11 protein-coding genes are annotated in these 12,352 nt (G+C 58.8%); 5 read left to right on the forward strand and 6 right to left on the reverse strand.

Going from position 1 to position 12,352, the window contains the following annotated elements; genetic code table 11:
* Window positions 1-972 precede the first annotated feature (972 nt).
* Entirely contained in the window at window positions 973-2,712 is a 1,740-nt protein-coding gene (locus J3P93_RS13405; protein ID WP_434598115.1) for a dipeptidase, read from the reverse strand.
* Between the two features lie 242 nt (window positions 2,713-2,954).
* Here J3P93_RS13405 and gcvA point away from each other — a divergent pair, with 242 nt between their 5' ends.
* From gcvA to J3P93_RS13425, 4 genes are all read left to right on the forward strand, one after another.
* On the forward strand, window positions 2,955-3,848 hold the full coding sequence (gene gcvA / locus J3P93_RS13410) for a transcriptional regulator GcvA (protein WP_434598117.1): 894 nt from the start codon (window positions 2,955-2,957) through the stop codon (window positions 3,846-3,848).
* A gap of 81 nt (window positions 3,849-3,929) precedes the next feature.
* Complete coding sequence (locus tag J3P93_RS13415; RefSeq protein WP_434598120.1) at window positions 3,930-4,757, forward strand: EamA family transporter; 828 nt, start codon at window positions 3,930-3,932, stop codon at window positions 4,755-4,757.
* 28 nt (window positions 4,758-4,785) lie between these two features.
* The gene (locus J3P93_RS13420) at window positions 4,786-5,547 is read left to right on the forward strand and encodes an SDR family oxidoreductase (RefSeq protein WP_434598122.1); all 762 of its coding nucleotides are present in this window, start codon (window positions 4,786-4,788) and stop codon (window positions 5,545-5,547) included.
* A 313-nt stretch (window positions 5,548-5,860) separates the two neighbouring features.
* Complete coding sequence (locus J3P93_RS13425) at window positions 5,861-6,769, forward strand: LysR family transcriptional regulator (protein ID WP_434598366.1); 909 nt, start codon at window positions 5,861-5,863, stop codon at window positions 6,767-6,769.
* On the opposite strand, the gene J3P93_RS13430 is transcribed toward J3P93_RS13425, so the two are convergent.
* Both J3P93_RS13430 and J3P93_RS13435 read right to left on the reverse strand, forming a co-directional pair.
* Complete coding sequence (locus tag J3P93_RS13430; protein WP_434598125.1) at window positions 6,766-7,881, reverse strand: alkene reductase; 1,116 nt, start codon at window positions 7,879-7,881, stop codon at window positions 6,766-6,768. The two genes, J3P93_RS13425 and J3P93_RS13430, sit on opposite strands and share 4 nt — an antisense overlap.
* Window positions 7,882-7,912: 31 nt before the next feature.
* Window positions 7,913-8,647: an SDR family oxidoreductase gene (locus tag J3P93_RS13435; RefSeq protein WP_434598128.1), complete on the reverse strand. Its 735-nt coding sequence runs from the start codon at window positions 8,645-8,647 to the stop codon at window positions 7,913-7,915.
* Window positions 8,648-8,747: 100 nt separating this feature from the next.
* Between J3P93_RS13435 and J3P93_RS13440 the strand changes: the two genes are divergently transcribed.
* Window positions 8,748-9,704: a LysR family transcriptional regulator gene (locus J3P93_RS13440; protein ID WP_434598130.1), complete on the forward strand. Its 957-nt coding sequence runs from the start codon at window positions 8,748-8,750 to the stop codon at window positions 9,702-9,704.
* Window positions 9,705-9,725: 21 nt separating this feature from the next.
* On the opposite strand, the gene J3P93_RS13445 is transcribed toward J3P93_RS13440, so the two are convergent.
* The 3 genes from J3P93_RS13445 to J3P93_RS13455 form a co-directional block, all read right to left on the reverse strand.
* A complete protein-coding gene (locus tag J3P93_RS13445; protein ID WP_434598132.1) occupies window positions 9,726-10,574 on the reverse strand; it encodes an alpha/beta fold hydrolase in 849 nt (282 codons plus the stop codon).
* 115 nt (window positions 10,575-10,689) lie between these two features.
* Window positions 10,690-11,706, reverse strand: a complete 1,017-nt coding sequence (locus tag J3P93_RS13450) for an alpha/beta hydrolase (RefSeq protein WP_434598134.1) — start codon at window positions 11,704-11,706, stop codon at window positions 10,690-10,692.
* A gap of 23 nt (window positions 11,707-11,729) precedes the next feature.
* Window positions 11,730-12,260 carry a DJ-1/PfpI family protein gene (locus J3P93_RS13455; RefSeq protein WP_434598136.1) on the reverse strand — a complete coding sequence of 177 codons (531 nt, stop codon included), beginning with the start codon at window positions 12,258-12,260 and terminating at the stop codon, window positions 11,730-11,732.
* Window positions 12,261-12,352: the final 92 nt, after the last annotated feature.

A 12,352-nucleotide genomic window follows, 5' to 3' on the forward strand; every position in this document is an offset into this window, starting at 1 on the left:
CATCCGCCAAAGTATTGAAGATGGGCGGATGATGCTCGGCGGGGTGTGATGGCACGAATCGAATGAAGCAAAGGTAACTATCATTCGGAATGATATAAGACCCGAGTCAGCCCTCTAGCGTGCGCCTTTCGTTAGGGGGCTATCAATAGGTTTTTGGGCAATGATGTGTTGCTTTTCGCGCAATGATCACGATTCGTGGGTGGCACTGGATTTTGTGGGAGCTTGCCTGCAAGCGATGGCTTTGTTTCAGGCGCTGAGTTTTTTGGTTTGGGTACATATCCGTTGCTGCGGTAACGGCGGCTTAGGGTTCCGCCCTGACGGCGGGTCACCTTTTTCAAACGCCAAAAAGGTAACCCAAAACGCTTGCTCCTACGTACGGCCCTCGCAGGCTCGGGTCCCTTCGCTCCGGGATCGATCCGGGCGCAGCGGCTACGGTTTGCTTCGCTGCACCTCCTTCCGCTGTGTCTGGCTGCGCCAGACGGTCGCTACGCTCCCACGCCCGGATCAATCCCTCCGCTCAGCCTTCCGATGTCGCCGGTGACGCAAGATCAAAAGCACTCGAGCTAACGCTCATTGTTGAGTGGTGAAAAGCGCCGTATGGCTTGAGATCTTCGGTGGATTCGCCCCTCACCCCAGCCCTCTCCCCCTGGAGAGGGAGCCGATTTGTGGGCTTTTCGGAAACTGCGTACGACTCGGTATCCCAAGTCGGCGTATATCTCACATCCACCACGGTCAGTCCCCTCTCCCTCCGGGAGAGGGCTAGGGTGAGGGTTGGCTTTTGGCTGTGCCCCCTGAGAAGGACCAAGCCTGATGAATGCAATTAAATGTGGGAGCTTGCCTGCAAGCGATGGCGGCCGCACAGGCAACCCTTTCATTGCCAGACCCCCCGCCATCGCCAGCAGGCTGACTCCCACAGGTTTACGCGGCAATTCAAACGCCGAACCCGCCATTGCGGCGGGTTCGGCAGGCCGGTCAGAGCTTCGGCAACTGGCCGATGCGGCCGATCATTTCGGTGACGATCTGCAGGTCCAGCTGGAATTGCTCGACGGTCTTGAACTCCCCATCGGTGTGGCCGGTGTATTTCACGTCAGGCATGGCCAGGCCGAACTGCACGCCGTTGGGCAGTTCATGCACCGAAGTCGCGCCGGCGGAGGTGCCGAATTCGTGTTTCATGCCAAGGTTTTCCGTGGCAACCGCCAGCAACGCCTTGACCCATTCACCCTCGGGATTGCGGTACATCGGCGCCGCGACCGAATAATCGAACGCCACCGCGACGTCGGTTTTCTTGCTCCACGCAGCGAGTTTGTCGGCGATTTCGGTTTTCAGTTTCTCCGGCGATTTACCTTTCGGCACACGCAGATTGACCGCCAGCTTGAAGGTCTTGTTGTCCATGCCGACAAAGGTCGGCGAGGTGGTCAGCGGCCCCATGAACGCGTCGGAGAAACCGACGCCAAGCTTGTTGCCGAGATAATCCAGGCCCCAGTTGTCGGCGAGGTAACGGGCGGCGTCGGTGATGTGGTTGTGCTTGAGCGCGACCTTGCCATCAAGGCTATTGATGAAGTCGAGCATGCGCGCCACCGGATTGACCCCGGATTCGGGTTCGGAGGAGTGCGCGGACACGCCGGTCACCGTCAGTTTGACGTCCTTGCCATCGACTTTGGCGCTGACCTCAAAATCGCCGCCGTTGCGCTTGGCGTATTCGCTACCGGCCTTTTGCAGGCTGGTCGCCAGTTCCGCGGGCTGGTCGGTGAGCAAAGTGGCCACCGAGGCCGATGGGATCTGGTTGGTCGCCATGCCGCCGGTCAGCGCAACGATTTCCGCACCTTTGCCTTCGCCTTTGCGCTTGGCGAAGTTGGCCATGACGGTGCCGTAACCTTTTTCGGCGATCACCACCGGGTAGCCGCCGTCCAGTGCGAGGTTGTAGTTGGGTGTCGGATTGCGTTCGAAGTAATAAGGAATGGCATCACCGGTGGTTTCTTCGGTGGTGTCGACCAGCAGCTTGAAGTTGCGCACCAGCGGCAGCTTTTCTTCCTTTATGACCTTCATCGCGTACAGGGTGACGACGATGCCGTTCTTGTCATCTTCAGTGCCGCGACCGTACATGCGATCACCGATCAGGGTGATCTTGAACGGGTCGAGGCGGGTGCCATCCTTGAGCACCCAGTTATCCGGCGTCACCGGCACCACATCGGCGTGCGCGTGAATGCCCACGACTTCGTCACCGTTGCCGTCGAGGGAAATCTCGTAGACACGATTGTCGATGTTGCGGAATTTCAGACCGAACGACTCGGCGAGGCTCTTGATCTTCGCGGCGATCTTGATGAATTCCGGGTTGTCGTGCTGCTCGACGCCGTCCTTGCGGTAGGTCGGGATCTCGACCAGCTCACGCAGGGTTTCGGTGGCCGCAGCGCTGTATTTAACCCGCGTGTACAGCCCGAGCAGGCGATAGATTTCGTTCTGCTGTTCAGCGGTCAGGGGCTTTTGGCCGAGATAGGCGCCGATGGCCGGGCCGATCTCGGCTTTTTTCGCCAGATCACTTTTGCCCAGTTCGTTGAGGAACTGATGGAAATCAGTCACCGACGCGGCGTTGTACGTCTTCAGTATTTCGGCGCTTTGCTGCGGGGTGATGTTGGCTTGTGCAGGCGTGGTGAAGACGGCGAGGCCGGCCAGCATCAGCGTGGTGGCCGCGAGTTTTTTTAAAGGGACATTCATTGCGAAAGGCATTCCTTTGCAGAGTGATAAATAAGTCGTGCCTGAATCTCAGGACACATGCACTTACAAACTACCACCGCTGCGCAGGAATGCGGGAGCCCTGAAACGGGACGTGTCGCACAGAACGGCAAAAGCGACGCATCGATGAAAACGTCTCCACGCGCAAAAACTTGTCATGGCTTGATCATGAGCGCTTGTTCATGCTCAGCTCGTGGCCGACAATTCGATCGGATGACAGGCCCATGAAAGATCTCCCGCCGACCGCGACATTGCGTGCCTTTGAAGTTGCCACCCGGCATCCGACTTTAACCGCTGCGGCAGAAGAACTGCACGTGACCCAGAGCGCGGTCAGTCATCAGCTCAAACACCTCGAAGCGCTGTGGGGGCTGCCGTTGTTCGAGCGTGGCAAAGCGTTACGCCTCACCGCAGCGGGGGCGACGCTGGCGCCGATCGTACGGGAGTTTTTCATCAGTCTGGAGGCGACACTGGCTGATTTGCGTGAGCAAAAGGGCAGGGTACGTCTGAGCGTCAGCACGACTTATTCCTTTGCGCTGAAATGGCTGTTGCCGCGATTGCCGAGTCTGTCGCGGCAGCACCCCGAGCTGTTGGTCGCGCTGGACACCACAGACAAAATCATCCATTTCGCCGCCGGCCAGGCTGACGTGGCGATCCGCCTGGGCAAGGGCAATTACCCGGGTCTGTTTGCGGAATTTCTGTTCGGCGAGCAGGTGTTTCCGGTCGCCAGTCCCGAATTGTTGCAACGCTTGGGCACGCCGCACAGCCCGGCCGAATTGCTGCACTTTCCGCTGCTGACACGTGACGGTGCCGAGCTGGTGCCGAAATGGGAAGCCTGGTTCGAAGCCATCGGGCTGGGGTTTTCGCCCGTTCGCGAAAGCGTGCGGTTTGGCGACACCAACATGACCGTAGAAGCCGCGTTGCTCGGTCAGGGTGTGGCGTTGGTGCGCAGCGGCCACGTCGAGAACGAGATTGCCGATGGCCGACTGGTGCGCCTGTTCGATGTGCGGTTCGCCTCGCCGCTGGCCTACTACTTTGTCTGCCCGAAGGGCATCGAAGCGCAGCCGCACATAGTCAGCTTTCGCCAATGGTTGATGAGCGAGGCGTTGAAAGTTCGTTAAGTGGATTCATGAGTATTTGCTCATGACACAGTGAGGAGACTTCGCTGTAGTCCGCTGATTGCCTTACTTAATATGGTGCCCATGCCTACTCATATCGTGATCCTGGTTCTTTTTGCCGCATTGCTGCATGCCAGCTGGAACGCGCTGCTGCGCGGCGGTGCTGATCGGCTGTGGTCGATGACCGTGATGTGCATCGCCATTGCGATCACCTGCACCATCGCCGCCGCGTTCATGCCGATGCCCGCCGCCGCGAGCTGGGGGTACGCGCTGCTATCGGCGCTGCTGCACGTCGGCTACAACCTGTTTCTGGTGCGCAGTTACCGAGTCGCTGAACTTGGCCAGGTCTATCCGATTTCCCGGGGATCGTCGCCCGCGCTGATCACCCTCGGTGCCGCCGTTTTCGCTGGCGAACGCATCGCCCCCGGCCAACTGCTTGGCGTTGCGTTGGTGTCCGGCGGGATCATTTCGCTGGCCTTTAGCGGGCGCAGGCTGTCGGTGCCGAGCCTGCCTTACGCATTGGGCACCGGTTGTTTTATCGCCGCCTACAGCATTGTCGACGGTATCGGCGCCAGGCTGTCCGGCGCGCCGCTGGCTTATACGGTGTGGATGTGCGCGTTGTGGGGTGTGCTGATGCCCGCGGTGTACATCGGCCTGCGCGACGCCCGCAGCCTGTTCACCCTGCGACCGGGAACATTGGCGGCGGTGGTCGGCGGGCTGGTGTCATTGCTGGCCTATGCGATCGTCATCTACGCGATGAACGAAGCGCCGCTGGGCGCGGTATCGGCATTGCGTGAAACCAGCGTGCTGTTCGCAGCTTTGATCGGCTATCTGTTTCTCGGCGAAGCACTCAGCGTCCGGCGGATGTTGGCGTGCGTGGTGATCGTCAGCGGCATTTTCATCATTGGCTGAAACGGCCGACTGTTCAGGAGCCAGGTTCATGAATGAAGTCTCGCAGGCACCGTTGATTCTGATCACCGGTGGCAGCCGCGGAGTCGGTGCCGCTACGGCCCGCCTCGCCGCCGCGCAAGGCTACGACGTTGCCATCAGCTATGTGGCGAACGAGTCCGCGGCGCGGGCGGTGATCGCCGATGTTCAAGCCGCAGGACGCATGGGGTTGGCGGTGCGCGCTGACAGTGCCGATCCAGAACAGGTCGCCGAGCTGTTCGCGGCCATCGATCGCATGTTCGGACGCATCGACGTGCTGGTCAACAATGCCGGGATGCTGTCCAGACAATCGCGACTCGAAGACCTCGACTTCGCGCGGATGCAATGCATCTTTGCAGTCAACGCCATCGGGCCGATCCTGTGCGCCCAGCAGGCCATCAAGCGCATGTCGCACCGGCATAACGCCCCGGGCGGCGTGGTGATCAATGTATCGTCGGCGTCGGCGCGTCTCGGCAGCCCGAATGAATACATCGACTACGCCGCGTCAAAAGGCGCACTGGAAACCTTCACCATCGGCCTGGCCAAGGAAGTCGCCCGCGAAGGCATACGCGTCAACTGCATCCGCCCCGGCCACATCTATACCGATATGCATGCCAGCGGGGGCGAACCGGGGCGGGTCGACCGCGTCAAGGACTCGATTCCCATGGGCCGCGGCGGGCAACCGGAGGAAGTGGCGCGGGCCATTCTCTGGCTGGCGAGCGCGGAGGCATCGTTTGTCACTGGTACCTTTCTGGATGTGACCGGGGGTAAATGAATCACAACGCCGTTGATAGACGTGCCATCACCCCGCTTGGGTGGGGCACTGATCAACTCCATTTGTGCCAGCCTGGCACGTCTGAATTTCCATTGGCCTGCATTTCCATGTTTCCCGCAAACCCCTAATTTGCACGCTGCGCCTGCCTGTCCATCAACGGCGTTTCAGACAGCGCTTGGGCGTGCAATCAAAGCGGATGAAATGATTCAGGGAAACGCTCGAAAAATCATGCCTTACGTGGAATACCTTTTTTGCTCTGCCGTCTCATATGGGCTTTTCAGCGCCTGTGGGTTCATATCAAGAGAAGGCAATGATGATCAGATTTAACGACCTGGCGATTTTTGTGCGTGTGGCAACCGTGGACAGTTTCTCTGCCGTAGCCCGGGAAATGGATCTGTTTCCGGCACAGATCAGCGCCGCCATAAAGCGCTTGGAATGTGAACTCGATACGCGCCTGTTTGCGCGTTCCACACGAAGTCTGCGCCTGACTGCAGAAGGCGAGCGCTATCTGCCTTATGCGCGGGAAGTGCTCAATACATTGAGCGAGGGCAGAGCCGGATTACAGCAGGACGATCGGCAACTCCATGGGGTTTTGCAAATCGCCAGTGCCTCGGATTTCGGCAGAAACGTGCTGCTTCCCTGGCTGATCGATTTTCGCCGCGAGAACCCCGGCCTGGTGCTCCGCGTCATGTTGTCCGACAGCGTCTCGGACATCTTTCGTGATCCCGTAGACGTGGCCGTCAGGTATGGCACGGTACAGAACGCTGACTTCATCTCGCTGCCCTTGGTGCCAGGCAATCGCCGCGTTTTGGCAGCATCGCCAGCTTATATCGCGCTGCACGGACGGCCCGAATCGGTGGGAGACCTTAAGAAGCACGCCTGCCTGCGATTCCACATGAATGGAAAGCTCTACGACCGGTGGATATTTCCCAATTTGCCGGAGAATGACTCGGTCATCGTAAACGGCCCTGTTCTGAGTGACGACGCAGACGTCATTCGACGCTGCGCCATCGCCGGCGAAGGGATTTTGTACAAATCATGGTTGGACGTTTGTGAGGATGTAAGTGCCGGTCACCTGGAGGTGTTACTGCCTGATATTCCCGGGGAGCTTTATCCTCTGAGCTTTGTGTGCCCGCACCGCAAGCAGTTTACGCCAGCGCTTCGTTTGCTTTACGCGTACTTGAAAGACAAGTGCGAAGCGCTACTGGTAACGCACGCCTAGGCGCGCGTCAGTGTTGACTGTGTTGCAACCTGGCCGGATCGAAGGCCGGGATAATCGGTATACCCTTCTACCCCTTGGCTGAACCATGTCGAACGGTCCTCCTGCGCCAGTGGCAGGCCCCGGCGCAGCACCTCTGGCAACTGCGGATTGGCAATAAATGGCCGCCCAAACGCGACTGCATCGGCAAGGCCCGTTGCCAGGGCGGCTTCGGCACGCGCCGAATCGTAATCGGAGTTGAGAATCAGCGTGCCTTTGAAGGACTCACGAATGATTGCGGCGCTTGGAGGATATTCCGACACGCCGAAACTGCCGTCAGCCGGCGGCTCGCGTAGCTCGAGATGAGCAATGCCGATTTCGGACAAGACTTCTGCGGCGCGGGTAAACAGAGGCACAGGATCGCTGTCCCTCACGCCCTGATCATGGCTGCTGGGGGTTAATCGAACCCCGGTCCGGTCCGCCCCGACAACGTGCGCCACCGCTTGCGTTACTTCCCTGAGCAGCCTGACCCGGTTCTCGACCGAGCCGCCATAGGCGTCGGTGCGGAAATTGCCGCTGTCACGTAAAAACTGATCGATCAGGTAGCCGTTGGCGGCGTGAATTTGCACGCCATCAAATCCTGCCAGCAACGCATTGCGGCCTGCCTGGGCGAACTCGGCGATCAGCGAGGGTATCTCCTCAAGCGGTAGCGCCCGGGCCTGGGAGTAGGGTTGTTTACCGGCGTAGGTATGGGCCAGTCCAGGCGCTGTCGTTACCGATGGGGCGATGGGTTGTGCGCCATCCAGGAAGCTCGGATGGACCACCCGGCCCATGTGCCAGAGTTGAGCGATTATCCGGCCACCGGCAGCGTGGACTGCGTCGGTAATCAGTCGCCATCCGGCAATCTGTTCAGCGGACCAGATACCCGTGGCGTAAGCCCATCCCAGGCCTTGCTGGCTGATGCCGATCGCCTCGCTGATGATGAGGCCGGCTGTCGCACGCTGGGCGTAGTAGTCGGCCATGATCGGGGTAGGGACGTGATGCTGAGTTCCCCTGGCCCGAGTCATCGGGGCCATGATGATGCGGTTAGGTAACGTGATAGCGCCCAGTGGAAGCGGCTCGAACAGTGTGGTCATAAATACCTCCTACAGAACTGACAAAAGTGCTTCACACCAAGCGTGCGCCGCCATCGACATTGATCGTCGCGCCGTTCATGAAACCATTGCTCATCAAGAAAACCACCGCTGCGCCGGCCTCTTCAGCGGTGCCGAGGCGATGCAGCGGCAGCGTCTGCTCGAGCGCGGCGACAAAACCGTCACGCGCATCGCCCATGGCTTTGGCGAGGATCGGCGTGTCGATAGGTCCCGGGGAGAGGGTGTTGACCCGCACAGGCGCCAATTCGAGAGCGAGGCCACGGGCGAAGGCTTCCATGGCCGCTGATGCAGCGGCGAGCACCGCCGTCCCATAGGCGTTGGGGCGGTCCGCCAATGACCCGGAAATGAAGGTGACGGAGCCGTCTTTCGAGAGGCGATCACCGAGTGCTCTGAGCGCGTGAATCGAGGCCCAGATTCGCTCATCGAACGCACGGTGCAGATAGGCAACGTCGGCTTCGAGCACTTTGCCTGCGACGAAAGTGCCGGCCAGCAACACCAGGTGATCGACCTTTGAAAGGTCTGCCAGGGCCGCTTGAATCTGCTCAGGCTGAGTGACATCCGCCGCACGCCAGCCATCCAGCCCGTGGGTCTTGGCGGCTTGGCGGGCGCGTTCCGGGTTGGAACCTATTACCACAACCTGGGCGCCAGCCGCTTTGGCCTGAATGGCTGCGGAGAGTCCGATACCGGATGTGCCGCCGACGATCACCACAGTGCGATTATTGAGCGGGTTTGGCTGTACTTCAGGCATGTCTGTTTGCTCCTCAAGGGCATCGAATTGATGCTGTGGAGACAGCGTATGCGCTTGGCTCAGCGTTGATAATAGGGCTGCAAGTGGTTACTCTTGTGCCATGAAAGCACAAATTGGTCTGGACCGCCTGACAGGTCTCATCGCCTTCGCTCGCACGGCCTCGCTGGGTAGTTACACAGCGGCTGCACGCGATCTCTCTGTCTCGCCTTCGGCAGTCAGCAAAAGTGTCCAGCGCCTGGAAGAACATTTCGGCCTGCGGCTCTTCAGCCGAACCACTCGCTCATTGACCCTCACCCCCGAGGGGCGTGAGCTGTATGAGCGTGCATTGCGCGTCATCCGCGAAGTCGAGGACATCGAACAAGCCGCTGTCGCGTCGAGGGGCGAGCCGTCAGGAACGCTCAAAGTGACCGCGCCACTGCCGATCGGGGTTAACATTCTTGCCCCGGCGCTTCCTGCGTTCCGTGAGCGATATCCGAAACTGGTGGTGGATCTGCGGCTCGGCGATCAGTTCGCCGACATCATCGAACAAGGCATCGACGTCGCCATCAGAGTCGGCAATCTGGCTGACTCGCGGCTGGTATCCAAGCCACTCGGCCCGCATCGAATCTGCACGTTTGCATCGCCCGGTTATCTCGCCAGAAAAGGCAAACCGCGCAACATTGATGATCTGGTCAACCATGATTGCGTGAATTTTCGCTATCAGAGTTCGGGGCAGGCGCTGCGCTGGCCGTTTCAGGTCGGTGAGCGTGTCGTCGAGATCACGCCCGACGCCACCATGACCATCGATGTAAGCGATGCCGTCGCAGTGACACTCGCGGCAGGCGGCGGCATCGGTATCTCTCCGACCTACGTTGCCGCGCCTTTTGTACAGCGAGGTGAGTTGGTTCCGGTGTTTCCCGAGCACGCCGTAGACCGGTTCGTCATCACCGCACTCTGGCCCGAGAGCCGAAGAGGTAATCCCAACGTGAAGGCATTTGTAGACTTTTTACAGGAAGTCTTCCCGGTGCCGGCGCCTTGGGATGTGATCGTTCAATCGTCCGGTGATACCGCGCGCTAAGGGCGTCGGACAGCACAGGGATCAGTGGGCAACGCTGCGCCAGAACTGATGAAGCTCGGCACTGATGAATTCGGGCTGTTCTTCGAACACCCAATGCCCGCAGTGCTTGATGACCCCACCTGCTGCCGATAGCGCGATGTGCTTCGCAGCGCTGAAACAATGCTCCCCGAAAGAGACCTCGCCACCCCAGGCCAACACCGGGATGTTGAGCTTTTCCTTGGTCAACTGTGCGGTCTGCTCGGCCATCTCCGGGATTGAACCATAGTGGTTCAGGCTTGCTCGCAAATTACCAGGCTGGCGCATCTGCATGACGTAGTCGGCAATATCACTCTCGGGCATTGCCGTGGGGTTGTAGGAAAAATCCCTGAAAAAGTGCCGCAGGTACAAGTCTTCCCGACCTTCAACAAGGGCACGGGTTATGTCCATGTTCATATGCATGCTCAGATGCCAATAGGGCACTCGGGGATCGACGTAGCCTGGAAAATCCAGCCCGAAAAAAGGTGTTTCGATGGTCGCCAGCGACAATGCACGGTCAGCCGCCAGATAAGCGAGGGCAACCGAAGGCGGACCGCCCAGATCATGGCTGAGGATGTGGCATTGATCGACCTGCTCGATATCGAGCAGGCCGAGCATGTCTTTAGCAATATTGATCGGATCGTAACCCTGATAAGGCTTATCGCTGTCAGCAAAACCACGAAGGTCCGGGGCGATGAACGTGTAATGCTGCGCAAGCCTGTCAATGACAGGTATGAACTCTCGATGGTTTTGTGGCCAGCCGTGCATGCACAAAACCACCGGGCCTGCGCCCGCAACCACGTAGTTGAGCCGAATACCGTTAACCCCGGCGCGTTTGTAGGTCAGGTTGATCATGGTGAACTCCTTTGTTGTCCCGCCCAGGCTGGCCTGGCGAGCCCGATAGCGTGAGGCGGGAGGGCAAATGATGCATGCCGCACCCAACCGCGAATACGGCATGCGCAAGGCTCGCTTAGTTGAGGTGAGCTTTGAGCTCCGTGCCTGCCTGCCTCATGGCCGCTTTGACTTCGGGCACCTGGCTCAACGGGTTGAGCAGGCCATAGTCATGGATCATGCCGTTGTAGCGAACCGCCGTGACATCGACCCCGGCCGCGTCCAGCTTCTGCGCGTACGCTTCGCCTTCATCGCGCAACACATCCAGCCCTGCGGTTTGAACGAGTGCAGGTGGAAGGCCCTTCAACTGATCAATGCTGGCTTTGAGCGGTGATGCATGAATTTGCGCCCGTGCATTCAGGTCGGTTGTGTAGCTGTCCCAGAACCAGGTCATCATTTTTTTGGTGAGGAAATGACCTTCAGCGAACTGCTTGTAGCTGTCCGTTTCGAAGCTGGAGTCGGTGACCGGCCAGAGGAGCAACTGGAATCGAATCTTCGGGGTGGCTTTCTCTTTGGCCATCAGGCTCACGACGGCGGCCATGTTGCCGCCGACACTGTTACCGGCCACCGCCAGACGCGTGCCATCGACATTGATCTGTTGACCGTTTTCAGCCACCCATTGCGTGGCCGCGTAGGCCTGGTTAATGGCGGTGGGATAGTGGGCTTCGGGGGAGGGGGTGTAATCGACATACACCGCGACCGCGCCGGAGGAAACGACCAGGTCGCGAATCAGCCGCGCGTGTGTCGGGTAATCTCCCAGAACCCAGCCGCCGCCATGAAAGAACATGAACGCGGGAAGCTCGCCTTTGACTTTTTCCGGCCGTATCACCGTCAGCTTGAGGGGTTTACCTTCGAAGGTGATCGTCCTGTGAGTGACCTCTACGCCCGATAAATCAACCTTTACCGAGTTTTGTGCGCCGGTCAGCACGGCGCGGGCTTCTTTAGGGCTCAGTTGCTCCAGAGGCTTGCCACCACCCGCCGCAAGCGCGTTGAGAAAGGTGTGGGTTTGATGTTCCGGCACCGGATCGGTAGCAGCCATTGCCGACCCGACCGATAGAGCGAGCATCGCCGGCACTGCTTTCACGAGATGTTTCATATTGCCTCCTGAGGCCATTGGTTTTATTTAATGATTTGCTGCGGGGACGTTCGGAGCCACATCGATACGGCGTTGGCAAAAGCTTCAACATCCTTGCCGTTACCGGTGATGATCCATTTCAATATCACTACATCTTCGGGCACGAAGATGGCGCCATAGCTTTTCAACTGAATCACTAACTCGACTGAGTTATCGATGGTCGCTTTTTTTCCAAGCAGAACACCGGCCTGGGCCAGTACTATCGAGCCAAGGCCAATTCCGGCAATCAACTTTCGCGCTTTGTCGAATTTTTGCAGTCTGGAAATAATGTCCGTGTTGTTCCATAGATACTCTTTGGTTCCCGTCTCGCCCATCACGGCGATAGCGTCAAAGCAATCGCTATGCAGTTCTTGCAGGTCGTGCGTCTTGAGATTGGCAATTGGCATCTCTTCGCTGTTGCGCACATCAACGGAGAAAATTCTCAAGTTGTATTTTTTGCGCCATATACCCAGGCACGACATGAGCATCGGCGCGTCAATCCGCTTCGGCGGAATAATGATCGCTAAACTTTTCATCGGTGTGTCCTGGTCGTGCAGCTGATTGCAGGTCGGTAACGAGCATCAACCAGTGGAGCGTTCAGATACAGCTGAGTAATGAATGAGGACTT

Source organism: Pseudomonas sp. R3-57 (assembly GCF_051132065.1).
In the GTDB taxonomy this organism is placed as follows: Bacteria; Pseudomonadota; Gammaproteobacteria; order Pseudomonadales; family Pseudomonadaceae; genus Aquipseudomonas.

Bases quoted from the DNA above. Each gene is read 5' to 3' on its own strand.
- J3P93_RS13450 (WP_434598134.1), bottom strand. From the start codon at position 11,706: ATGAAACATCTCGTGAAAGCAGTGCCGGCGATGCTCGCTCTATCGGTC.
- J3P93_RS13440 (WP_434598130.1), top strand. From the start codon at position 8,748: ATGAAAGCACAAATTGGTCTGGACCGCCTGACAGGTCTCATCGCCTTC.
- gcvA (WP_434598117.1), top strand. From the start codon at position 2,955: ATGAAAGATCTCCCGCCGACCGCGACATTGCGTGCCTTTGAAGTTGCC.
- J3P93_RS13420 (WP_434598122.1), top strand. From the start codon at position 4,786: ATGAATGAAGTCTCGCAGGCACCGTTGATTCTGATCACCGGTGGCAGC.
- J3P93_RS13405 (WP_434598115.1), bottom strand. From the start codon at position 2,712: ATGAATGTCCCTTTAAAAAAACTCGCGGCCACCACGCTGATGCTGGCC.
- J3P93_RS13430 (WP_434598125.1), bottom strand. From the start codon at position 7,881: ATGACCACACTGTTCGAGCCGCTTCCACTGGGCGCTATCACGTTACCT.
- J3P93_RS13425 (WP_434598366.1), top strand. From the start codon at position 5,861: ATGATCAGATTTAACGACCTGGCGATTTTTGTGCGTGTGGCAACCGTG.
- J3P93_RS13435 (WP_434598128.1), bottom strand. From the start codon at position 8,647: ATGCCTGAAGTACAGCCAAACCCGCTCAATAATCGCACTGTGGTGATC.
- J3P93_RS13455 (WP_434598136.1), bottom strand. From the start codon at position 12,260: ATGAAAAGTTTAGCGATCATTATTCCGCCGAAGCGGATTGACGCGCCG.
- J3P93_RS13445 (WP_434598132.1), bottom strand. From the start codon at position 10,574: ATGATCAACCTGACCTACAAACGCGCCGGGGTTAACGGTATTCGGCTC.
- J3P93_RS13415 (WP_434598120.1), top strand. From the start codon at position 3,930: ATGCCTACTCATATCGTGATCCTGGTTCTTTTTGCCGCATTGCTGCAT.